At 64.2% G+C, this 19,245-nt stretch carries 25 protein-coding genes; 11 read left to right on the top strand and 14 right to left on the bottom strand.

Annotation, left to right across the window (positions count from 1 at the left end; translation table 11 throughout):
* Positions 1-34 precede the first annotated feature (34 nt).
* Positions 35-379, bottom strand: a complete 345-nt coding sequence (locus EN786_RS04825; RefSeq protein ID WP_127310472.1) for a low affinity iron permease family protein — start codon at positions 377-379, stop codon at positions 35-37.
* A 126-nt stretch (positions 380-505) separates the two neighbouring features.
* Here EN786_RS04825 and EN786_RS04830 point away from each other — a divergent pair, with 126 nt between their 5' ends.
* The 5 genes from EN786_RS04830 (at position 506) to EN786_RS04855 (ending at position 7,384) form a co-directional block, all read left to right on the top strand.
* Positions 506-1,501, top strand: coding sequence for a YihY/virulence factor BrkB family protein (locus EN786_RS04830; protein ID WP_348627074.1), 996 nt, complete (start codon positions 506-508; stop codon positions 1,499-1,501).
* A gap of 556 nt (positions 1,502-2,057) precedes the next feature.
* On the top strand, positions 2,058-3,197 hold the full coding sequence (locus EN786_RS04835) for an acyltransferase (protein WP_127310469.1): 1,140 nt from the start codon (positions 2,058-2,060) through the stop codon (positions 3,195-3,197).
* Positions 3,194-4,303, top strand: a complete 1,110-nt coding sequence (locus tag EN786_RS04840) for a glycosyltransferase (RefSeq protein ID WP_135908028.1) — start codon at positions 3,194-3,196, stop codon at positions 4,301-4,303. The genes EN786_RS04835 and EN786_RS04840 overlap by 4 nt, the downstream gene beginning before the upstream one ends.
* Positions 4,304-4,616: 313 nt before the next feature.
* Positions 4,617-5,609, top strand: coding sequence for a glycosyltransferase (locus EN786_RS04850; protein ID WP_127311656.1), 993 nt, complete (start codon positions 4,617-4,619; stop codon positions 5,607-5,609).
* The gene (locus EN786_RS04855; protein WP_189340665.1) at positions 5,606-7,384 is read left to right on the top strand and encodes an ABC transporter ATP-binding protein; all 1,779 of its coding nucleotides are present in this window, start codon (positions 5,606-5,608) and stop codon (positions 7,382-7,384) included. The genes EN786_RS04850 and EN786_RS04855 overlap by 4 nt, the downstream gene beginning before the upstream one ends.
* A gap of 67 nt (positions 7,385-7,451) precedes the next feature.
* Here the strand turns inward: EN786_RS04855 and EN786_RS04860 are convergent, their stop codons facing one another.
* The 4 genes from EN786_RS04860 to minC form a co-directional block, all read right to left on the bottom strand.
* Positions 7,452-8,867, bottom strand: a complete 1,416-nt coding sequence (locus tag EN786_RS04860) for a hypothetical protein (protein WP_127286994.1) — start codon at positions 8,865-8,867, stop codon at positions 7,452-7,454.
* A 480-nt stretch (positions 8,868-9,347) separates the two neighbouring features.
* On the bottom strand, positions 9,348-9,620 hold the full coding sequence (gene minE, locus EN786_RS04865; RefSeq protein WP_127286476.1) for a cell division topological specificity factor MinE: 273 nt from the start codon (positions 9,618-9,620) through the stop codon (positions 9,348-9,350).
* The gene (gene minD / locus EN786_RS04870; RefSeq protein WP_127286477.1) at positions 9,617-10,432 is read right to left on the bottom strand and encodes a septum site-determining protein MinD; all 816 of its coding nucleotides are present in this window, start codon (positions 10,430-10,432) and stop codon (positions 9,617-9,619) included. Before minD ends, minE begins: the two co-directional genes overlap by 4 nt.
* A 115-nt stretch (positions 10,433-10,547) precedes the next feature.
* Positions 10,548-11,306, bottom strand: a complete 759-nt coding sequence (gene minC, locus EN786_RS04875; RefSeq protein ID WP_127310578.1) for a septum site-determining protein MinC — start codon at positions 11,304-11,306, stop codon at positions 10,548-10,550.
* A gap of 368 nt (positions 11,307-11,674) precedes the next feature.
* Between minC and EN786_RS04880 the strand changes: the two genes are divergently transcribed.
* Positions 11,675-12,130, top strand: a complete 456-nt coding sequence (locus tag EN786_RS04880) for a hypothetical protein (RefSeq protein ID WP_127310579.1) — start codon at positions 11,675-11,677, stop codon at positions 12,128-12,130.
* Between the two features lie 21 nt (positions 12,131-12,151).
* Here the strand turns inward: EN786_RS04880 and EN786_RS04885 are convergent, their stop codons facing one another.
* Complete coding sequence (locus EN786_RS04885) at positions 12,152-12,664, bottom strand: phasin (RefSeq protein WP_127310580.1); 513 nt, start codon at positions 12,662-12,664, stop codon at positions 12,152-12,154.
* Positions 12,665-13,074: 410 nt separating this feature from the next.
* Between EN786_RS04885 and EN786_RS04890 the strand changes: the two genes are divergently transcribed.
* A complete protein-coding gene (locus EN786_RS04890) occupies positions 13,075-14,232 on the top strand; it encodes a sulfite oxidase (RefSeq protein WP_127310581.1) in 1,158 nt (385 codons plus the stop codon).
* A gap of 126 nt (positions 14,233-14,358) precedes the next feature.
* Here EN786_RS04890 and EN786_RS04895 read toward each other — a convergent pair whose 3' ends face one another.
* From EN786_RS04895 to EN786_RS04905, 3 genes are all read right to left on the bottom strand, one after another.
* On the bottom strand, positions 14,359-14,784 hold the full coding sequence (locus tag EN786_RS04895; protein WP_127286481.1) for a globin family protein: 426 nt from the start codon (positions 14,782-14,784) through the stop codon (positions 14,359-14,361).
* Between the two features lie 133 nt (positions 14,785-14,917).
* Positions 14,918-15,103, bottom strand: a complete 186-nt coding sequence (locus EN786_RS04900) for a hypothetical protein (RefSeq protein WP_127310582.1) — start codon at positions 15,101-15,103, stop codon at positions 14,918-14,920.
* A 34-nt stretch (positions 15,104-15,137) separates the two neighbouring features.
* Positions 15,138-15,587, bottom strand: coding sequence for a hypothetical protein (locus EN786_RS04905; RefSeq protein ID WP_127286483.1), 450 nt, complete (start codon positions 15,585-15,587; stop codon positions 15,138-15,140).
* A gap of 561 nt (positions 15,588-16,148) precedes the next feature.
* Between EN786_RS04905 and EN786_RS04910 the strand changes: the two genes are divergently transcribed.
* The 4 genes from EN786_RS04910 to EN786_RS04925 all read left to right on the top strand — a co-directional run bounded on the left by EN786_RS04910 (position 16,149) and on the right by EN786_RS04925 (position 17,587).
* Positions 16,149-16,694: a group 1 truncated hemoglobin gene (locus EN786_RS04910; protein ID WP_127310583.1), complete on the top strand. Its 546-nt coding sequence runs from the start codon at positions 16,149-16,151 to the stop codon at positions 16,692-16,694.
* Positions 16,695-16,902: 208 nt separating this feature from the next.
* On the top strand, positions 16,903-17,088 hold the full coding sequence (locus tag EN786_RS04915) for a DUF3606 domain-containing protein (protein WP_127310584.1): 186 nt from the start codon (positions 16,903-16,905) through the stop codon (positions 17,086-17,088).
* Positions 17,085-17,270: a hypothetical protein gene (locus EN786_RS04920; protein WP_127283931.1), complete on the top strand. Its 186-nt coding sequence runs from the start codon at positions 17,085-17,087 to the stop codon at positions 17,268-17,270. The genes EN786_RS04915 and EN786_RS04920 overlap by 4 nt, the downstream gene beginning before the upstream one ends.
* Positions 17,267-17,587, top strand: coding sequence for a hypothetical protein (locus tag EN786_RS04925; protein ID WP_127310585.1), 321 nt, complete (start codon positions 17,267-17,269; stop codon positions 17,585-17,587). Before EN786_RS04920 ends, EN786_RS04925 begins: the two co-directional genes overlap by 4 nt.
* Positions 17,588-17,601: 14 nt before the next feature.
* Here the strand turns inward: EN786_RS04925 and EN786_RS04930 are convergent, their stop codons facing one another.
* From EN786_RS04930 to EN786_RS04950, 5 genes are all read right to left on the bottom strand, one after another.
* Positions 17,602-17,823 (bottom strand): KTSC domain-containing protein, encoded by a 222-nt coding sequence (locus EN786_RS04930; RefSeq protein ID WP_127283929.1) that lies wholly within the window; start codon positions 17,821-17,823, stop codon positions 17,602-17,604.
* A 26-nt stretch (positions 17,824-17,849) separates the two neighbouring features.
* Positions 17,850-17,999: a hypothetical protein gene (locus tag EN786_RS04935; RefSeq protein ID WP_127283928.1), complete on the bottom strand. Its 150-nt coding sequence runs from the start codon at positions 17,997-17,999 to the stop codon at positions 17,850-17,852.
* 46 nt (positions 18,000-18,045) lie between these two features.
* On the bottom strand, positions 18,046-18,330 hold the full coding sequence (locus EN786_RS04940) for a PRC-barrel domain containing protein (RefSeq protein ID WP_127283927.1): 285 nt from the start codon (positions 18,328-18,330) through the stop codon (positions 18,046-18,048).
* 120 nt (positions 18,331-18,450) lie between these two features.
* Entirely contained in the window at positions 18,451-18,645 is a 195-nt protein-coding gene (locus EN786_RS04945; RefSeq protein WP_127310587.1) for a hypothetical protein, read from the bottom strand.
* Positions 18,646-18,864: 219 nt separating this feature from the next.
* Positions 18,865-19,188 (bottom strand): DUF2934 domain-containing protein, encoded by a 324-nt coding sequence (locus EN786_RS04950; protein ID WP_127283925.1) that lies wholly within the window; start codon positions 19,186-19,188, stop codon positions 18,865-18,867.
* Positions 19,189-19,245 lie beyond the last annotated feature (57 nt).

Raw genomic sequence — 19,245 nt, forward strand, 5'->3', positions numbered from 1 at the left:
TTGATGGGGCAGGATGCCAATCCCCCCAGCGCTGCTAGGCCGCGCCCGATCTGCTCTTGGCGGCGCCGGCTGCCCGTTGCTCGATGGCTTCAAGCTTGGCGGAGATCTCTTCCGGCGAACCGTGCTCGAGGCCGACGACCTCGTTTCTCGCGGCATCCAGCGCCACGATTATCTCGTTGAGCTTGGCCTGCATGGCCGAGGTGTCACGGTAGTTCTGGATCAGCACGACCCCGGTCAAGGCAATGGCCGAAATGGAGAGGATGTAGGTCCCGACCGTCGAACTCGCCACGAGGGCGCATGAAAGGGCGGCGGCGAGCATGAGATAGAAGCCCGGCGGCTTCGAAAAGAACTCGGCAAGAAAATAGAGCGGCCGCTCCATGATTGTGTCTCCCATTGTTGCCTTCAATGCCGCAAAGGCAGTTCGGTTGCCTCGGGAACAAAATGGCAGACGGCAGATTGAGGATCAGGCCGGCTGCTTTGCCGGCGTGCCAGGGCGTTCATGTCGATGATCTGGGCTTTGCTGAAAGAGAGCGCGACCGGCTTCGTCAACGACAATGCCTTGAGCCGGGGAGCCGCGCTCGCCTTCTATGCCGCGACCTCGCTGGCGCCGATCCTGCTGATCGTGGTGGCAATCTCAGGGATCGCGATCGGGCACCAGGCGGCGGAACTCGCGCTGTCGGCGCAAATCTCCGGGCTGATGGGCTCACAGAGCGCGGAGCTTTTCCGCGCCACACTGGAGTCGGCGTCGAACCAGACAAGCGGAACATGGGCCGCACTGGCTGGATTGGTGACGCTGATCGCCACCGCATCCGGGGTTTTCGGCGAAATGCAGCTTGCGCTTAACACCATATGGAAAGTCCCGCCGACCGACACGTCCCTGTCGAGGATGGTAAGGGCGCGCGCCGCGAGCCTCGGGCTGGTTGGCGCGTTGGGCTTTCTTTTGCTGGTCTCCCTGATCGCCAGCGCGGCGATCTCGGCGTTGGCGGCGATGCTGAACGCGTATCTTCCATTTGGCGAGACGATAGCCAGCGTGCTCAACACGGTCCTGTCGTTCATTTTGACGACGGTGCTGTTTGCGGCGATCTACAAGGTCTTGCCGGACAGGTCACTGGCGTGGCGCGATGTCGGCCTGGGCGCACTGGTGACGGCGGCGCTGTTCACGGTCGGCAAATCGGCGATCGGATGGTACCTGGGCGCCAGCACGATCGCCTCATCCTACGGCGCCGCCGGCGGCCTCATCGTCACGCTGCTGTGGGTCTATTATTCCTCGCAGATCTTCCTGTTCGGCGCCGAGCTGACGCGCGCCTATTCGATCCGCCGCGGGACGAGACCGGACTTGGGCCCGGTCGTAGCGCAGGCCGTGGCCGCTGAAAAGGCCGTTGCCGTCGCCGAACCCGAGCAGCCATCTCGCGGCATCACCTGGGTCTCAATCCTGATTTCGGCCTGCGCCGGCTCGATAGTCGCGCTCATGCTCGACCGGGACCGCCGGGCTGATCAATGAACGCGCCGCCAATTCTGTCTCATTGCGAAGGCCGTGCTGAAAGAGGCAAACGGCAGCCGCCGCCTCGCCTCCGTTCTGCGCGACAACATTTGTTATAGCTCGCTCGGCGGCATGCTAGTAGCTTCGGTTCGCACCATATCTTGCTGCGTTGCACAACGTCGCACTGCCCTTGACCCATTCGCCAAGGCAACCATCCGGAAATTATGATCAAATATCAAACAAGCACTCGCACAAGTTGCGCGCAACTTACTCAGAACTAAACCTTGAATACTTATAGACGAAACAGAACAAGCGTCGGATTTCAGCACGTCTCCCGACGCACTGGCGCGCGCAATTGGCAAAAAAGGCGAAAAATGGGCGAATCTGTGCCTTTTGTCGGGTCCGAGATCACAGTTTTATTTCAACACGGTAAACATTTTGTGTTGCGGCGCAGCATTCCGTGCTACATTCGTTAGCAGTTGCGAATGTGCCGTGGAGGAGCTGAGCAGTTGGGCCTTCTGCTAACCGGCATTGATTTCTATCCAGCCTTAGCGGATGACGTCGGCGGAAGCCGCTGATGGCGAACGCGCGCGACATACAGCTCGATGCGCTGCGCGCCGTCGCCGTGACGATGGTGCTCTATGCGCATTTCCTGGCGCCCGGCGGGACGTCCTTCCTCGGCCATCTCGGCGTCCGGCTGTTCTTCGTTCTCTCCGGCTTCCTGATCACGCGGCTGCTGCTCGAAGCGCGCAATGACGCCGCGTTCGAGGCCGGTCCGGCGCTGCGGGCCTTCTACATCCGCCGCATGCTGCGAATCTTCCCGCCCTATTTCGCGGTGCTCGGCCTCGTCTGGCTGGTTAACCCGGACCAATCGTCGAGGGGATCGCTGGTCTGGCATGCGCTTTACCTCTCCAATTTCTGGTACGCGCTGCACAATGAATGGAGCCCTTGGGTCCTCTCCCATCTCTGGAGCCTGAGCATAGAGGAACAGTTCTATCTTGCTTGGCCACTGATTGTCTTGCTGGCGCCACCCCGGCGCCTCGGGTCGATCTGCATTGGCGTCATTCTGTTATCTCTGTCGTTTCGCTTCTATTGGCCGATCGTCGGCACCCCTGGCCCTGCACGCGACCTGCTTCCGCCGGCGTCGATGGATGCGTTGGCATCGGGTGCGCTGCTCGCCGCTTGGCGATCCAGAGCCGCCGACTTGCCGAAGTGGCTGCGGCTTGGCTGGCCGGCGCTCGCGGCCGCGTTTTTCGTCTTGCAGTGGTTTGGTCCGGTGCCGGAAAATCCCGTGCAGGAATGGGGCCGCTGGTTGCTCCTGGAAGTGTTGCCTCTCGCGCCGCTTTTAATGGTCGTTGCAAGCTGTTCGTCCGGCGTTGGCGGTTATCGGGGACGGCTTCTCGACCTTTCACCGCTGCAGGCCCTCGGCCGGATCAGCTACGGTGTTTATCTGTACCACAACATAGTCTTGGCGCTTGCCGTCATGTTTCAGCCCTGGATCCCCCTCAATGTCTCAGAACAGGGGCCGGGGCGGTTCCTGGTCGTGGGAACGGCCACTGTCATCGTGGCTTCAATGTCGTGGATGGTTTTCGAAAAGCCGCTCAATGGCCTCAAGCGGCATTTTCCCTATGTCGCGCGCGGGCGCAGCGCGACGTGGTCCGGACGGCCGGCGGGCGGCCCTGTGCCGTCGCTGCAGCGAACGGATGCCAGACAATGACCGCCGCGCCGCTCGTTTCCGTGCTTTTGCCGGTCTACAATGCCGGGCCCTATCTCGCTGCCGCGATCGGCTCCATCCTGCGGCAGGACTATGTGCGCCTCGAAGTGATCGCGATCGACGACGGCTCGAGCGACAATTCGCTGGAAATCCTCGAACGCCACCGCAAGGCCGACAGCCGCGTCACCCTGATCTCGCGCGAAAACCGCGGCCTCGTCGCCACCCTCAACGAGGGGCTGAAGCTCGCCCAGGGCGAGTTGGTGGCGCGCATGGACGCCGACGACATCGCCTATCCCTGGCGCCTGTCGCGCCAGGTGGCGCTGTTCGCCGACCGGCCGGAGCTCGGCTTCTGCGGCGCCGGCATAGACATGCTTCAGCACGGCCGCATCAAGAGCGGCGAGCTCGATCCGGTGTTCAAGATCGGCCGCATCCCGATCCTGTCGCAGTTCTTCACCATCTTCATGCATCCGACCGTGGTCTACAACCGCGAGGTCATCGGCGAAGACAGCCTGTATTACGATCCCGGCTACCGGCACGCCGAGGATTTCGACCTCTTCCGACGGCTGGCCGCTCGCTATCCGGCGGCGATGATGCCGGAGAACCTGCTCGTCTACCGCATCCATCCGGGCAGCGTGACCAGCCGGCATGCCAAGGAGATGCGCCGCACGCATCTCAGGATCGTGGCCGAAAACCTCGAACGCGAAGGCCTGGCAGAAGCGACGCGGGACCTTCGCGACATCGGCGAGGACGTCTCGTTCGACACGGTCGCCCGCGCGGCCCGGTTCATCGTCGCGCTGGAGCAGCGGATCGCCACGCTACCGGACGAGACGCGGCCAAGCTTCGCCGCCGGCGCGCTCAACCTGTTCTATTTCCTCTACCAGCTCGTCGGCGACGAGAATAAGGCGCCGCTGACGCATGAACTCTTGACGCGGACGGCGAAGTGGGACGCCATCCGCCGCCGCGAGAAATACGCGCTCAGTCCCGGGCACTGGGCTCCCTGGCTCAGCCTCGCCTCGATCACCGCCGGCAAGAAGGCCGACTGGCTGGCCTACTATCTCAAGACCAGGCCGGAAGCCGAAGTGCTCAAACCGTATCGGGTGGGGGCATGAGCGCGTCACTAAAACCGCCAATCTCTCCGGCGCTGGCGATTGGCGAAAGCCGGTGTGACGGCCAATCTCCCCCCTTGCGGGGGAGTTGCCCGGCAGGGCAGAGGGGGGTGCTGTCCGGCCGGCGTGTCAGCCATGGGCTTTCGCGGCGCAAGCCTGATCTTCGGTTGGAAAAAGCCAACGTCGAAGACCAGCGTTCCTTCCCACCCCCCTCTGGCCTGCCGGCCATCTCCCCCGCAAGGGGGGAGATCGGCGGCTTCGCCGTCGGCGCCCTCTTTACGATCGGCAACCATGACCACCCTGCGGGGGGCGCGGCATGAACGAACGACTGCCCCCGCACGCCCCTGCCCGCCATCGGCCGGAGGTTTCCTTCGTCGTCTGCACGCGCGACCGCGTCGACGTGCTGGAGGCCTGCATCGCCTCGATCCAGGCGGCCTGCCTGGCTTATCCGGCCTTTCCGGCCGAGCTGGTGGTGGTCGACAATGGCTCGCGCGACGGCACGCCGGAACGCCTGGCCTCGATCGCCGAGAAATCGCAGGTCCCCATCACCGCCCTCTCCGAGCCACGGCCCGGGCTGGCGGCGGCGCGCAATGCCGGACTGGCGCGGGCGCGCGGCCGCGTGCTGGTGTTCGTCGACGACGACTGCAAGCTCGAGCGGACCTATCTGCGCGACCTGCAGCGGCATTATGCGAGCGGCGAGAAATGGCTGATCCGCGGCGGCCGTGTCGAGCTCGGCGACGCACGCGACCTGCCCTTCACCATCAAGCGCTGCGAGCAGCGCCAGCGGCTGACGCCGGCCGTCCATCCGGGCGGCTTCGTGCTCGGCTGCAACATGACCATGCACCGCGACGTCGCCGCCCGCATCGGCCCCTTCGACGAGCGCTTCGGCGCCGGCGGCGCGCTGCGCTCGGCCGAGGACACCGACTATCTGGTGCGGGCAATGCTGCTCGGCATGCCGGTCGAATATGTGCCTGACATGACAATCTTCCACCATCACGGCCGGCGCGACCGCAAGGCGATCGACCGGCTGCACCGCGACTATCATTTCGGCAATGGTGCGCTCTGCCTGAAGCATATCCGCCGCGCGCCCTGGCTGCTTAGGCATTTCTATTGGGCGGTGCGCGCGGCGCTGCGCGAGCTTGTCGGCGGCCCAAGATTCGATCCCGAGCTCAGGCTGTCGCACTGGCCCGTCGTCGCCATGAACCTGGCGGGGGCGGCGAAATTCGCGCTGCTTGTCATCACCAGGCGGCCGGCCCCCGAACCGCTGCGGCGCGCCGAGCCCGGCGAAGCCGAGGCCAGGGCGCGATGATCCGGCCGCTGCCACCGGCGCTCTCGATCCTGCGGCGCGCGCTCGGCGGCGGGCTGCGGCGCCTGCTGCCGATCGTGGTGCTGCTCGGGCTTGCCGGCGCCGCGCTGGAAGGTCTCGGCATCGGCCTGATCATCCCGCTGCTCGGCATCATCATGGGTCATGGCGACGCTTCCGGCATGGGCGGTCTCTCCGCCTTGCTGCAAAAGGTCGGCGCCGGTCTCGGCGAGCGCGAGCGGCTGATCGCCATCTCGGCGGCGATCCTCGGCTCGATCCTGCTCAAGAACCTGCTCGGCTTCGCCAATACGGTGCTGACCGCCCACATCTACGGCAAGGCGAGTTTTTCCATCCGCAGCGCGCTGTCGGAACAGCTCTTGAGGGTCGGCTATCCCTTCTTCCTGCGCGAGAGCCCGGGCCGACTGCTCAACATCATCTCCAATGAATCCTGGCGCGCCTCCGACGCCATCCAGGCGCTGCTCGGCTCGATCGTCAGCGCTTCGGCGGCGATCATCCTGCTCGCCTTCCTGCTGCTTCTGTCCTGGAAGATGACGCTGCTGGTGACGCTGGGGCTGGCCCTTGTCCAGGTGGCGCATGCGATGCTGTCAGCCCAGCTCAAGGCGCCGAGCCGCAGCGTCGCCTCGCGCAACAGCGCGCTCGCCTCGCAGATGCTGCATCTGGTGCATGCCGGGCGCCTCATCCGCATCTTCGGCCAGGAGGCGCGCGAGAAGGCGGCGTTCGACAGGGCCTCCGACGGCGTGCGCCATGCCGCCTTCGTGCTTTCGACCCGCCAGGGCGCGCTGCCGCCGCTGACCGAGGTTCTGCATGCCATGCTGTTCCTGGCGACGGTGATCGGCGCCTGGCTGGCCGATGTCAGCTTCCCGCTGACCGCCGCATTCCTCATCCTGCTCTACCGGCTGCAGCCGCATATGCGGGCGCTGCAGATGTCGTGGAGCCAGTTGCAGGGGCTCTCCGGATCGCTGGAAGAGGTGACCTGGTTGCTCGACCCCGCCGGCAAGCCGGCGCCGCCGCAGGGCAGCCTGCCGTTTCCGGGGCTTAAGGAACGCATCGCTTTCGAGGGCGTCAGTTTCACCTATGCCAGCGAGGAGCAGCGCGCGGCGGTGCTGCATGCCGCTACCTTCGACATCCGGGCGGGCAGTTCGACGGCGCTGATCGGCCGCTCCGGCGCCGGCAAGACGACGATCGTCAATCTTCTGTGCCGCTTCGTCGAGCCGGACGGCGGCGAAATCCTCATCGACGGCACGCCGCTTGGCGAGATCGATCCGTCCGACTGGCGGCGTCACATCGCTCTGGCCAGCCAGGAGCTGGAGCTGGTCGACGGCACGATCCTCGACAACATCACCTATGGCCACGACACCGCGTCAGTCGAAGACGCCGAGCGCGCCGCGCGGCTCGCGGAGGCGCATGAGTTCATCGAGCGCCTGCCGCAGGGCTACGGCACCGTCGCCGGCTATCGCGGCGTCAACCTGTCGGCCGGGCAGCGACAGCGCATCGCGCTGGCGCGCGCGCTGGTGCGCGACCCCGACATACTGATCCTCGACGAGGCCACCAACGCGGTCGACGGGCTGTCGGAAGCGGCGATCGTCGAAACGCTGAAATCGCGCGCCGGACGGCGCACGACACTGGTCATCAGCCACCATCACTCAACGATCTCGTTCTGCGACGACGTGGTGATCCTCGACCATGGCAGGGTGAAGAAGCAGGCGCCGTTCGCCACGCTGGCCGCGCTCAGCATGGACGAGCTTTACCAGCCGGAGTGAGGGCGACGCTGAAACTGCCAATCTCTCCCCCGCGGGGAGATCGGCAGCTCTGCGGTTTTCGCCAATCCTAAGAGGCGTGCAGCCGGCGGCGCGCGCGGCGGCGGTGGGTGGGGTGCGCGGGGTCGGCGACCACGCCGGCGATCTCGACGACATTGTCCTCGCGTGTCCTGGCGGCGGTCACCCGATGCAGGCGCTCAAAGGGTAAGAGCTCCTTGATGCGGGCATTGAGCGTCGCGACCTCGGCGCGCAGGTCCTCGCATTCCTGCTTCTGGATATCGAGCTCGATCTGCTCGGAGGCCTGCTGCAGCGACAGCTGCGAGAGATTGGCGTTGACGGCCGAGAGGTTCATTTTGTCGCTTTCGCTCTCGCTCCTCAGCACGGCCAGCTTCTCGTCGGCGATCTGCTTTTCGGCGAGCGCGTCGCTGGCCTGCGCCTTGAGCCTGGCGATCTCGCTTGCCGCCTCGCCGTTCTCGTTCGCGGCACGCTCCAGCCGCGCCTGCAGGTCCTGGATCTCGGAACGCAGGCCGCGCATCTCGGCCTGGCCACGCGCAAGCTCGGCCTCGCGATCGGCCTCGGTGAGGCTGGTCGCCTCTGCCGATTCCTGGAGCCTCGCCTGGGCGCTCTCCAGCGCCTTCTGCAGCCGCGCCTCCTCCTTCTCGCTCCTGCCGAGCGCGGCGGCCAGATCGGTGATCCGCGCCATGTCGGTGGCGTGCATGGCCGCGACCTCGTCCATCTTGTGGCGCGCCTCGGCTTCGCGCTTCTGCGACTGGTCGAGGTCGACCGCCAGGCTGACCTGCTTTTCGCGCAGCATCTTGCTCTCGCTGGCGCTTCGGTTGGCCTCGACGGCTTTCGCCGAAAGCTGCTTGGCGATGTCGCCGAACTCGGCCTCGCGCCTGGCGCCGGCATTGGCCGCCTCGACGAGCTCGAGCCTCGCCGCGGCGAGCGCGGCACGCAGCGCCTCGCGCTCCTGCACCAGGCTCGCCTCGCGCTGCTGCAGCGCCTCGAACGCGCCGTCGCGCTCGCGCTGCTTGCGCGCCGCCTCGACCAGTTGCTCCGACAGCGCCCGCTGCTCGCCGGAAAGCCCGGCATTGGTAAGTTCCATCTCGTTGGCGCGCAGGATGTCGCCATGCAGAATGCCGAGGAACTCGCGCGTCAAATGCTGCGAGGTGGCGATCTCCGAGAGCTTGCCGCTGATTTCCTCCAGGTGCCCCTGCGCATCGCGGAACAGCCCATCAAGGGCGCCAAGCGCGGCAAGCCTGGTCTGCGTGTGCGGGGTCAGGCGCTGTGGATTCTCGCCCGCTTGCACTTCGGCCTCCGGCCCTGGAGCGTCCTCTTCCGGCACGGAATCCGGCCCCGCGGCGCTGACCTCCTCCGACGATTCTTCGTCGAGGCACGCATCGAATGCTTCCGCCAAATCCGTCTGGAGCTCCTCGAAAGCTCTGTCCACCTCATCGGCACGCTTGATAAGTTTCTTGAAGTTCATGACCGAACACCTCCAACTCAAACGCACTTCGGATAATTAACGATTAGCTAATATGGGCTTCTACATCCCTCGCTTCCGCTAGGGAAGTCCCCCGATAGGACTAGCGCGCACGGCAAGAACGGCGCGACAGCGCCCGGAGGGGGAATCCGGCTGTCATGCCTGCCTGTCGCCAATTCATCGTTTGAGGAGTGAGTTGCTCGAAGTTTGAGGAGTGAGTTGCTCGAAAAGCTTCGATCTAGGGCGCAGGGGCCGGCCGACCAGAGGGGGGTGCGAAGGATCGCAGGAACCGCTGGGGAGCTCTGGTTCCTCGCCCCCACGAAGGTGGGGGAGAGGTGGCTCGGCGAAGCCGAGACGGAGAGGGGAGATGCGCCGGCCTTGAAATCGATCAGAGGGAACCCGCCGGCGTCGCAGGCCCCCTCTCCGGCCGCTGCGCGGCCACCTCTCCCCCGCCTCTGGCGGGGGCGAGGTAAAGCACCTGCCCTACCCCGCTAGCGCCAGCGGCGTGGCGCTCTTGTTGGGGATCTGGATGTCGATTTCCAGCGTCGACATGGTCTTGCCGCGCTCCATCGAGACCTGGAGGTAGTCCTGGTCGATCTGCACATGCTTGGCAATGACCGCCATGATCTCCTCGCGCAGGATGGAGACCAGATCGGGCTGGCCGCGGCTCTGGCGCTCGTAGGCGAGCAGCAGCTGTAGCCGCTCGCGCGCCACCGGCGCGCTGGTGCGCCGCTTGAAGAGGTCGAGAATGTTCATGCCGCCCTCCTTCCGAGCAGACGGTTGAGCAGGCCCTTGCGCTCGAAGGGCACCACCACCGGCAGGTCCTCGCCTTCCAGCCGCCTTGCGGCGTCGATATAGGCCTTGGCGGCGACGTTGGCCGGATCGGCCAACGTCACCGGCGAGCCGAGGTTCGAGGCCCTCAGCACATCCTGGCTTTCGGGGATGATGCCGAGCAGCGGCGTCGACAGGATCTCCAGCACGTCGTTGATCGACAGCATCTCGCCGCGCGCGGCGCGCGCCGCGTCATAGCGCGTCACCAGCACGTGCTTGGCGATCGCCTCGCCCTGCTCGGCCTTCATGGTGCGGGCGTCGAGCAGGCCGATGATGCGGTCGGAATCGCGCACCGAGCTGACCTCCGGGTTGGTGACGATGACCGCCTCGTCGGCAAAGCGCATGGCGAGCTGGGCGCCGCGCTCGATGCCGGCCGGGCTGTCGCAGAAGACATAGTCGAATACCGAGCGCAGCCGCTCGATCACCTCGCCGACGCCCTCCTCGGTCAGCGCATCCTTGTCGCGCGTCTGCGAGGCCGGCAGCAGGAACAGCGTCTCGACCCGCTTGTCGCGGATCAGCGCCTGCGAGAGCTTCGCCGTGCCCTGGATGACGTTGACGAGGTCGAACACGACGCGCCGCTCGGCGCCCATGATCAGGTCGAGGTTTCTCAGGCCCACGTCGAAATCGACCAGCGCCACCTTCTTGCCGGTCTTGGCGACCGCGGCGCCCAGCGCCGCCGTCGACGTCGTCTTGCCGACGCCTCCCTTGCCTGAGGTGACCACCACTACCTTGCCCATGAATTGCCTCCGTTTGGCGATTGTTGTTTCGGCCGTGCCAGGCACGGTGTTGCAGGACCATCGCACGCGAAACCGGTCCCAGGCTTACGATTGCGCCGCCCCAAATCGGCCGGGGTCAGCCGAGCGGCACCACACACAGCACGTCGTTCTCGAGGAAGGCCTGCACCGCCTTGCCGCGCGAAACCTTTTCCATCTCCTCGGCGGTGGTGTACCAGCCGTCGACCGAGATCAGCTCGGCCTCGTTCCTGCGGCAGAAGACGCGCGCCGCAATGTTGCCGAGCGCGCCGGCGGAAGCGCGGCCGCGCAGGGTGCCGTAGACATGGATGGAGCCGGCGGCGACGATCTCGGAGCCGGACGCGACCGAGCCGAGAACGATGACATCGCCATGCGCATGGAAGATCGACTGGCCGGAGCGGATCGGCGTGCGTACCATCAGCGTGTCGCCGCCGGGCAGCGCGGGCTTCGCCGGCGCCTTGCCGTCCTCGGGCTTTTGCTCGTCAGCCTTGCCCTCTTCCGCCTTCTTGCGGCCGGGATGCAAGAGCAACCCGTCGCTGGTCGCCTCCTTGGCGCCGATCAGCTTCGGCGGCAGATGCGAGCCAAGCTCGGCGCCGCCATCCATCTCGATGGCATAGACGCGGATGCCGCGCTGGCCGAGCACGCCGACCAGCGAATCGATCGCCGCGACATCGGGCTTCAAGGTGTTGAGGTCGAGCACCACCGGCCGCCCGGCAAAATAGCCCGGCGAGTTGCCGATCCAGCGGTCCAGACTCTCCAGCCAGACATCCAGGGGCGCTTCGGGGGTGAGCGTGAAAGCGACGAAAGAACGGGCGCGAAAACGGATGGATTTGGTCTCGACGGGGGCTGCGAAGGTCACGGGAAGCGATTCCTTACTGATAGGTAAACGCTAGGGGCCGAATGGTTAACGAATGGTTAATTTTGGGGGTAAGGACCGTTAAGAGCCGGCTTGGCTAACCTTTTGTGGCGGGGCGGCCACACGGGCGTCCGCGCGGCGGCGCCTGCTCAAAATCATAAGATCGACGGCCGCAAAATCCGGCCCATATGCTGGGCGCCGCGCGAGGGCGCGCGGCCAGGCTCGGCTTGGACACGTCCTGGCAGCTTTCAGCATCTTTGACGCGGCCCGATGAACGGCTGCAGCATGTGAAGTTCCTAATATACGCAGGTATGCCGCACCGGGCACAGTCTGGCCCGGCTGATTTCCACCTTTTCGGAAGGAGACGGGGCATGCGCATCAATCAGGCAGGCAGCAGGCGCGAAGGCAGCAAGTGGGCAGGCAGAGCGAGCGCAACAATTGGCGCGCTGTTGCTGGCATCCCTTGCAGGATGCATGACGTACCGGACGAGCGGCAGAGATACATTCCAGACCAGCGGCATAGATGCATGGTTGACCGCGGCCAATGCCGACGCGGTCATCAATACGATGGCAGCGAAGGGGCTGATGCCGGCTACCATCGACTGCCGCTTCGACCACACCGTTCCGGGTCAGGTGGCTTACGTCTCGAAGTTCACCTGGCAGCGCGCTCCGACAAACACACGCTATCATTGGGAAGTCGGCGATCCGACCTACCTCGCCAGCAAGGAAGTCAAATCCAACCGTGTTGGCCTACACCGCATCGCCGCGAAAACCGTCCGCGACCCCGCCACCGGCCAAAAGGTTGCATGCTCGATCTGGACGAATTAGGCCACTACGAATGGCCGGCGGCTACCAGGCGCCGAGCCGGCGCGAGGCGCCGGCTCGGGTTGCCTCGAGCAAACAGGCCGCCTTGCGTTCCTTCAGGGCCTTCTCAAAGGCATCCTTGATCGGCTTGGATACGTCCTCGGTAGCCTTCAGCATCAATGCCTGGAGCGCCTTGGCCTGCTCGGCGGACTTTTCGATCTGCTTTTGCAGGAAAGCGGTCTGCAGTTCGAGGAACTCGGCCGGCGACTTCACGGCCACCAGTGCTTCGAGGTGCGCGAAGGAGGCCTCTGCATTCGTGCGCAGAGCGGCAATCATCTGCAGGGAGACCTCGTTGCCGGTGGTCTTGGCCATCTCGAGGGTCGACTCAACGGCCTTTTGAGTCGTTTCGGCTTCCGAACTCAATTTGGAAAATACTTCCTTCGACTGCTCGACGCTCTGTTCGGCGACAGCGCGGACTTGCTCGACAGCCTTGGACGGGTCGAAGGCAGGGGATTCGACGTTTTCGATGGTTTCGGTCTTGGCGGGGAGCTTGGACATTATTTCCATCCTTTTTCCAGGGGCGGCGGCCTCAAATCAGAACCGCCCCCTTGACGTACGAGACCGTCGCAACGGATTTATGAAGCCCGCATGAATTTGGGCGAGCGGGCTGCGTCCGGCGTTGCGCAAACAGATGCCATACCGGGTGTCTAATGCCACAAAGTACAATGCCACAAAGTGATCATGTCACGTCCAAGTTGTGGACACGTCCTCTTCATGGGCGCACTCTTGGATTGCGAAACGCAGTCTAGTTTCGCCCAACGCTTCACATGCTTGAGGTGCGTCGGTGATTGTCTCACCCGCCGGATACTTTCGGCTGGGCAGAGTTTTCATTGTGTCGCATATCCGCGGTCAGGCTACGGCCTAACGCACGTTGCAGCCTGCTCCGGAATCAACTGGGAGGTAACAACATGCATAGCCTTCAACGCAGAGAACTTCTCGTTCAAGGAAGTGCGGCTCTTGTCGCAATCGCTGCTCTCCATGCCTCGCGTCGGGCTTACGCTTTTCCAGCACAGGCGGGCGAGGAAACCATTCCGTGGCTGGATCAGCCGACCGAAAATCCCGATCCGGTAGGTATCCAAAGCCAGCTTGTCTGGGAGGATCTGGATAGCTGGATAACGCCAAACGACAAGTTCTTCAGCATCTCGCATTTCAATCGACCAACGATCGATGAAAAGACGTGGTCAATGGAGATCGGAGGGCTGGTCAAGAAGCCGTTAAAGTTGACGCTCGCCGACATCAGGGCGCGACCGCGCCAGGAGGTCGTGTTCACAGTGGAATGCTCAGGCAACCACGGGTTTCCTTTTTTCACCGGCGGCATCGGCAATGCACGCTGGGCAGGGACGCCGCTCGCGCCGATCCTCGAGGAGGCCGGCGTTCTGGAGAAGGGCATCGAGGTCGTCTTCTTCGGGACTGACGAAAGCGAGATCCCGATACGCGACGTCAAGATGAAGCAGAACTTCGCGCGCAGCATGTCGCTCGCCGACGCCATGAATCCCAACAATCTGCTCTGCTATGAAATGAATGGCGTCGCGCTGCCGGCGGCCAACGGTTTCCCGCTACGGCTCATTGCTCCGGGCTGGTATGGGATCGCCAACGTCAAGTGGCTGAAGCGCATCGAGGTTCGCGACACCAGGTTCATGAGCCTTCTGATGGCCCGCGACTATGTCACCATCCGGGAGGAAGACCACAATGGCGAGACCGTGTGGACCGAGAACTCGGTGGGCCGAGCGCTGCTGAAGTCGGCGCCCGCGAAGGTCACCCGGAAAGGCTCGGACTACTCGATCATCGGGGCCGCCTGGGGGGCACCCATCGACCGGGTCGAAGTGCAGATCGATCAAGAGCCTTGGGCGCCAGCGACTATCGACCACAGCGAGGAGGCCGAACACGCCTGGGAAATCTGGTCCCTGACATGGGCAAACCCCTCGCCGGGAGAACACACGGTGACTTCGCGCGCGGTCAGCGCCACGGGCCAGATCCAACCAGCAATGGATGATCCCTTGATCGCCAAAAAGCATACGTACTGGGAGAGCAATGGCCAGGTGACGCGGCACGTCAAGATCGCTTGAGGAACATCGAAACCCACAGAGTCGGAAAGCCCGCAGGAGGCCAACGACTTGGCGAAAATGGTCATGCCGACGCAGCTGCGCGGCATGACCATTCGGGACGTCCTCTGCAGTGCATCGCGCACCCCCTCAGGCGGCGATCTGCACCTCCCTCGCTGCCTCGATCATCACGCTCGCCAGCAAGCCATAAGCCGCCTCCCAGGCCTCGCGCACCGGTGGCGTGAAGGCGTCGCCGAGACCGGCAGCGAGCGTCTCGATCAGGGCCTGGCCGACGATCGGGTAGTGATGTTCCTCGACGCCGTAACCGACGTGGCGCCTGGCGAGATCGCGCACGGTGGGCAGGATGGTCTCGGCGCGGTCCAGCCCGTGCACGACGAAACCCAGCGCCGCCATCACCTTGGCGCCCTGCTTGGTCATGTCGCGCTCCGGAAACAGCGCCCGGAGATCGCCGTCGATGGCGAACAGGCGTTCATAGAACAAGGCGGCTGCGGCCACGCGGATCGGAACGACCTCGCGAAAGCTGTCCTGGACAAGGCGTATCTGGTCGGGTGTCATCGGCGTACTCCTGGGATTGGTAAGCGATGACTTTCCCTCCGGGGCGTTTCGCAGGAATGCCGCCGCTGTCGGCGACGTGTTTCAGCGCTGTCTCAATCCGGTATCAGGCAGGCTGCCGCTTTTCGCGGCGGGATCAGATGCCGTTCATGCCCCGCTGCTCCCTGTCGCGTCGGTTGAGGAGGCCCACCAGATCGTCGGCCTCTTCGATGGGCATGTCGATCAGGGGGACGCCGTCCTCGACGACCGGCAAACCGGTGAAGACGTCGACGATGTCCCACGTGCCTTCAGGTGTCTCTTCTATGCCGTAGCGTTGGGGCATGGCGCGGGTATCTAGGGCAGGCGCGAAGGGCTGGCTAGGTGCCCTTTGCCGCCTCCTCGATCAATTCCGCGACCAGGTTGCGGAACTTTGCGTCAGACTTGTCGCCTATGTTTCCGACGTCTTTCGCTACCATCCCGGGGGCCGACACGGACACCGCTCCGCTCACCTCGACACTGACTGTGAACATCCTTCTGACCGCATTTTCCGATTGCCGCTTCCTGTAGATCTCGAACCGCATCGACGGTGTCGATGCTTTGACCAAGCGATCGGATGCGGTGTCTATGTCGAAAGCCACCTCGCCAGCGACCTCGGCATTGGCCGCTTGCAACGATGCAACCACGACGTCATCCAGCCAGGCCCTCGCTTGCGCCTCAAAGTCCGCCACAGGCACATTTCGCTCCGCAGCCCTCGCATTGTCGGCGCCTCTCCTCTTCTGATTCCGGGCTTCCTTTCCGCGCTCAAGAGCTTCTTTGAACTTGGACATCCCGATGCCTCCGATCTTTCAGCGCATGAGGCCGGCCCGTCAGATCGGGCACGGTCCTCCCAATAGAACGCATGTGATCAGCGCACGTTGCGTCATCGTTTTTCCAACCCCGCGCCCACCGGCACCCATAAAGCCTTGGGATAGCTTGGGGTGAACGAGAAAGGCAGACTTCGCGTGATCCGCCGCCGGGTCGACAGGGCGCATGAACCCAGGGCGGCCTGATGCCATCACGCCGACCGGGTGAGACTGCCGGATACAACGTCACGATGCGGGGAATCGCCGCGCAATCGGAGCTGCGAAGCCAGCGGTGCGGTTGGTAGGCCGGGACCGTTTCGAGCCCCAACCGCGCCGGCATGGTCAAATGCCGCTTGCAAACATGCCCCTCGCCTTCGCGCTGCCGGTCCTTCGCCCAGCCGGCTCAAACGGAACTAGTCGGGCGCGGCGCTCGTTAATGCCGCGGACCATGCCGGGTAAGGCAAAGTGGACATATCCGAAAATCAAATCATTGACGCCGCCAGACCAGGCCGCGGCTTGCTCTGGCCCAACGCGAAGGAACCAGAGATGAAAACGGCTGTTTCGACCTCTCTCACAAGACGAAGCGTCGTCGCGCTGGCGGTCGCCGCCGCATCGACGACTGTAGTGGTCACCAACAACGCGCTCGCGCAGGAGCAGGCCAAGCCTGAGAAAAGCCTGTACGAGCGGCTGGGCGGCGTGTTCGCCATCGCGGCGGTGGTCGATCACTTCAGCGACGCCATCGTGAAGAACCCGATCGTCGGCCAGAAATCCAAGAATGCGCAGCTGCGGAAATGGCACACCAAGAACCTCGAACGGCTGCCCGGCCTCAAATTCATGCGCACGCTGTGGGTCTGCGACGTTTCCGGCGGCCCGCTCAAGTTCGTGGCCACCAAGCCCGGCACGACGCCGCTCGGCCTCGAGGAAGCCCATCGCGACCTGCGGATCTCGCCGGCGGAGTTCGATGAGGTCGCGGCCGAACTCGGGCGGACGCTCGATCACTTCAAGGTTCCGAAGGCCGAGAAGACCGAGGTGCTTGAAGCCTTCGCCGCACACAAGGGCGAGGTTACCGCCGGCTACGACAAACAGGGCTGAAGCCCGGCCCGCAAGGTGATGCCCATTATGTTGTCGCCGATGGCTTGCAGAGTGCGTCGCGCGCCGTCGCCAGTTCTGTTGCGGGAGATCACGGCTCCGCCGCTCAAGGGGTGCCTGGCCGGCCACCACCGGCCCGCGCATGGAACCGGAGTCCGGGGTGCCGGCTTATATTAGCCAGAGCGCAGCAACGATATCTCGGGAGAAACCAATGGCCGACGACAAAAGCAACCGCGGCTTCCGCGACCAGGGTCGCGTCTCAGCCGACGAGGAGTACGAGGTCAGATATTTCGCCAAGCAGAACCGCATCACGCCGGATGAGGTCCGCGCGCTGATACGCGAGCACGGCAATGACCGGAAAAGGCTGGCGCGGGAGGCCAGGAAGCTGCGCGGATGACGAATCTTTCCGATCTCGGGCCGCCCAACGCCGGCACCCGGCGCGGAAATCCTCCGGACGGATATCCGGCCTGTCATTTCTATCTTTGCCTCGGATGCCCCCAGCCGGTCGACATGCGCGACCTGCGCCAGGTGATCTGGCATCAGCCAGTCCAACATGAGCGGCTGGACATCGACGCATGACAACCAGGCGACCCGCGAGAGGCGTTGGCGTCGGCGACGAGGTTGCCATCCATGCCACCGTACTGCGGCGGATCGACGAGGAACGAGTAAGCGTCAGCATTCCGACCTATGGGCATCCGCATTCGATAGCCGACCGCACGGCCAGGAACGGCCAGAACATCGAGCTGATAGGGGAAGTCACGCGCATCGATGAGCAGGCCGGCAAGGTGACGGTGAACCTGCGGCCGGTCGTGACGGTCGATCTGGACCAGGTGAAGCTGGTGACGGGATACGAACCGCCCCGTCCCCCGGTGGCGCGTAACGACAAACCGGACTGAAGCCGGAGCCGCGGTCATTCGGGATCGGCGTTGCCGCCGGGCACGAGACGGTGGCTGAAGCGATTGCGGATGTGGTCGTTGAAATACCGGCCCTTGGCGAAGGCGGACCGGAATGCCGCGAACGTCTCCGGCGGAACACCCTGAAACTCATAGTGCTTGCCGCTTGCCACGAACCATACCGAGAGGATGCGGCGTTCCGGATCGTAATCCGTCTTGCGTATCGAGGTTGACGGCATGCCTGCCAATTCCTGGTCTTGCCCGCTCAATGCCGCTTGAAATACTGCACCTCCCGCTCGTGCTTCTCGGCCGCCTCGCGGCTGTCGAAGGTGCCGAGGTTACGGCGGCGGCCGGTCTTTTCGTCCTTCTTGCGCGAATAGAGCCGGTACTTTCCGGATTTGAGTTTTCGGATCATCGTGTTTCTCCCGAAGAGGAAGGCCCGGCCGTGCCGGGCCCCTCTTTCAGTCCTGGTGCTCGGGCATGTCCTCGAGCTGGTCCTTCGTCCAGAAGGTGACGGCGTGGACGTCGCCGTCTTCGTCGCGCATGAAATCGAGCTGCATGGCGGGAACCGCGACGGGTTTGGCGCCGATGCCAAGGAAGCCGCCGACGTCGATGACGACCTGGCTGCCATGCATGTGGTCGACGGAGCCGATCTTCTCGTCGTCAGGGCCGTAGATGGTCGCGCCTTCGAGGATGGCCGGGGTCAGCTCGGCATTGGTGAGCCTTACGTGGTTGGTGTGATCCATGGCGTGGTCTCCTTCGGGGTTATGAAGGATGAACCTGCGAAGGCACCAAGAGTTCCGACAGAACAGAGGACGGGGTCAGCACGGGCCAAGGCGGCCCCGCCGGCCACCGGCGAAAGGCGGCTAGCGGCGCGGTTGCGGTCTCGCCACCGTCTCCAAAGGGCTCTCCGAGAGCCGGGCCGAGCGCTGCTCACCAAGCCGGGACGACCTCTTCTTCGGTTTCGGCTCCGCTTTGGGGATCGGCGCCTTGGCGATCAGGTAGTCGGCCCGATTTGTCCGGTAGTCTTCCTTGTGCACAGACGTTTTCGGCATAGACATTTTTGATCTCCTTGCTGAGATCAACGCACAGCGACGCCACCCTGTTCCCGGTTTCCTCAGCAAGCCGAAGCTATTTGTTCGTGCGTAGTTGCGGGCGGAAGGCCGTCGCTCATTTTTCCTGAGTTGCAGGACGGAAAACCGCCGCGCATTTTCCTGGAATTGCTTTCGACAAGCGCTATTCCGGACGAAAAACCGCCACGCACTTTTCCTGGAATTGCTTTAAAGCCGCCGTCTCGCCTTGAGGCTGCGGGCGGCGGCCTCGATCGCGGCGCGGTCGCTGCCCAGCCTGTCGATCAGTTCTTGCGCCTCGTCGCCGGTTATGCCGGTGCGCATGGCCAGTTCCTCGACCGTCAGTATGTCGGTGCTGGCGATCTTGCGGGTTTCCGGCAGGGCGTCATCGGCCGTCAGCGGCAAGGCCGCCTCGCGGTCGATTTCCGCCTCGGCCTGGCTCCAGTGCCGGTCGTGATTGCCGAACAAACGGCCCTCGCGTTCCCAGATTTCATAGGCACGCTGCCTGATCTTCTCCAGCCGATCGTCACCCATTGTCGGTTCCTCCATTTCAGCTTTTGCTCAAACGCCCGGCGCGGCCGAACGATCCCA

The sequence above is a fragment of the Mesorhizobium sp. M4B.F.Ca.ET.143.01.1.1 genome, assembly GCF_004792275.1.
Classification (GTDB): Bacteria; Pseudomonadota; Alphaproteobacteria; order Rhizobiales; family Rhizobiaceae; genus Mesorhizobium; species Mesorhizobium abyssinicae.

What these genes read in the sequence shown, in the direction of transcription:
- EN786_RS04825 (WP_127310472.1), bottom strand. Translation starts at nt 379, where the DNA reads ATGGAGCGGCCGCTCTATTTTCTTGCCGAGTTCTTTTCGAAGCCGCCG.
- EN786_RS04830 (WP_348627074.1), top strand. Translation starts at nt 506, where the DNA reads ATGATCTGGGCTTTGCTGAAAGAGAGCGCGACCGGCTTCGTCAACGAC.
- EN786_RS04835 (WP_127310469.1), top strand. Translation starts at nt 2,058, where the DNA reads ATGGCGAACGCGCGCGACATACAGCTCGATGCGCTGCGCGCCGTCGCC.
- EN786_RS04840 (WP_135908028.1), top strand. Translation starts at nt 3,194, where the DNA reads ATGACCGCCGCGCCGCTCGTTTCCGTGCTTTTGCCGGTCTACAATGCC.
- EN786_RS04850 (WP_127311656.1), top strand. Translation starts at nt 4,617, where the DNA reads ATGAACGAACGACTGCCCCCGCACGCCCCTGCCCGCCATCGGCCGGAG.
- EN786_RS04855 (WP_189340665.1), top strand. Translation starts at nt 5,606, where the DNA reads ATGATCCGGCCGCTGCCACCGGCGCTCTCGATCCTGCGGCGCGCGCTC.
- EN786_RS04860 (WP_127286994.1), bottom strand. Translation starts at nt 8,867, where the DNA reads ATGAACTTCAAGAAACTTATCAAGCGTGCCGATGAGGTGGACAGAGCT.
- minE (WP_127286476.1), bottom strand. Translation starts at nt 9,620, where the DNA reads ATGAACATTCTCGACCTCTTCAAGCGGCGCACCAGCGCGCCGGTGGCG.
- minD (WP_127286477.1), bottom strand. Translation starts at nt 10,432, where the DNA reads ATGGGCAAGGTAGTGGTGGTCACCTCAGGCAAGGGAGGCGTCGGCAAG.
- EN786_RS04880 (WP_127310579.1), top strand. Translation starts at nt 11,675, where the DNA reads ATGCGCATCAATCAGGCAGGCAGCAGGCGCGAAGGCAGCAAGTGGGCA.
- EN786_RS04885 (WP_127310580.1), bottom strand. Translation starts at nt 12,664, where the DNA reads ATGTCCAAGCTCCCCGCCAAGACCGAAACCATCGAAAACGTCGAATCC.
- EN786_RS04890 (WP_127310581.1), top strand. Translation starts at nt 13,075, where the DNA reads ATGCATAGCCTTCAACGCAGAGAACTTCTCGTTCAAGGAAGTGCGGCT.
- EN786_RS04895 (WP_127286481.1), bottom strand. Translation starts at nt 14,784, where the DNA reads ATGACACCCGACCAGATACGCCTTGTCCAGGACAGCTTTCGCGAGGTC.
- EN786_RS04900 (WP_127310582.1), bottom strand. Translation starts at nt 15,103, where the DNA reads ATGCCCCAACGCTACGGCATAGAAGAGACACCTGAAGGCACGTGGGAC.
- EN786_RS04905 (WP_127286483.1), bottom strand. Translation starts at nt 15,587, where the DNA reads ATGTCCAAGTTCAAAGAAGCTCTTGAGCGCGGAAAGGAAGCCCGGAAT.
- EN786_RS04910 (WP_127310583.1), top strand. Translation starts at nt 16,149, where the DNA reads ATGAAAACGGCTGTTTCGACCTCTCTCACAAGACGAAGCGTCGTCGCG.
- EN786_RS04915 (WP_127310584.1), top strand. Translation starts at nt 16,903, where the DNA reads ATGGCCGACGACAAAAGCAACCGCGGCTTCCGCGACCAGGGTCGCGTC.
- EN786_RS04920 (WP_127283931.1), top strand. Translation starts at nt 17,085, where the DNA reads ATGACGAATCTTTCCGATCTCGGGCCGCCCAACGCCGGCACCCGGCGC.
- EN786_RS04925 (WP_127310585.1), top strand. Translation starts at nt 17,267, where the DNA reads ATGACAACCAGGCGACCCGCGAGAGGCGTTGGCGTCGGCGACGAGGTT.
- EN786_RS04930 (WP_127283929.1), bottom strand. Translation starts at nt 17,823, where the DNA reads ATGCCGTCAACCTCGATACGCAAGACGGATTACGATCCGGAACGCCGC.
- EN786_RS04935 (WP_127283928.1), bottom strand. Translation starts at nt 17,999, where the DNA reads ATGATCCGAAAACTCAAATCCGGAAAGTACCGGCTCTATTCGCGCAAG.
- EN786_RS04940 (WP_127283927.1), bottom strand. Translation starts at nt 18,330, where the DNA reads ATGGATCACACCAACCACGTAAGGCTCACCAATGCCGAGCTGACCCCG.
- EN786_RS04945 (WP_127310587.1), bottom strand. Translation starts at nt 18,645, where the DNA reads ATGTCTATGCCGAAAACGTCTGTGCACAAGGAAGACTACCGGACAAAT.
- EN786_RS04950 (WP_127283925.1), bottom strand. Translation starts at nt 19,188, where the DNA reads ATGGGTGACGATCGGCTGGAGAAGATCAGGCAGCGTGCCTATGAAATC.